Consider the following 286-nt stretch of genomic DNA (forward strand, 5'->3'; position numbering starts at 1 on the left):
CTTCATTTCGGGAACTTTTGCATTACCGCCAAGGCGCACTTTACCTTCAAGAGCCTCAGCAATACTGGTGCCAAATCCACCCGCAGCATAGGGGTAAATTTTAAGGTTATCCTTGACATTTTGTGCGGCAGGTTTGGGATCGCCGTTCACCAAAAAGGCGCGACCAGCATAAAGAACTTTATTGGTTTTGGATTCAGCGACGAAATAGCCACCCTCGGGCAGGGGTCCGTCATACTCGGGTCCGACGAGCAAATACTTGCCGCCTTCGCCGCGGTCGGGACCAGGC

1 protein-coding gene is annotated in these 286 nt (G+C 52.8%); it reads right to left on the minus strand.

What is annotated here, in order from left to right; translation table 11 throughout:
- Positions 1–286, minus strand: a 286-nt coding sequence (locus AB9F26_RS22490; RefSeq protein ID WP_369769152.1) for a DUF1254 domain-containing protein, incomplete at both ends; no start/stop codon positions are given.

Source organism: Falsihalocynthiibacter sp. BN13B15 (assembly GCF_041205415.1).
GTDB classification, from domain to species: domain Bacteria; phylum Pseudomonadota; class Alphaproteobacteria; order Rhodobacterales; family Rhodobacteraceae; genus Falsihalocynthiibacter; species Falsihalocynthiibacter arcticus.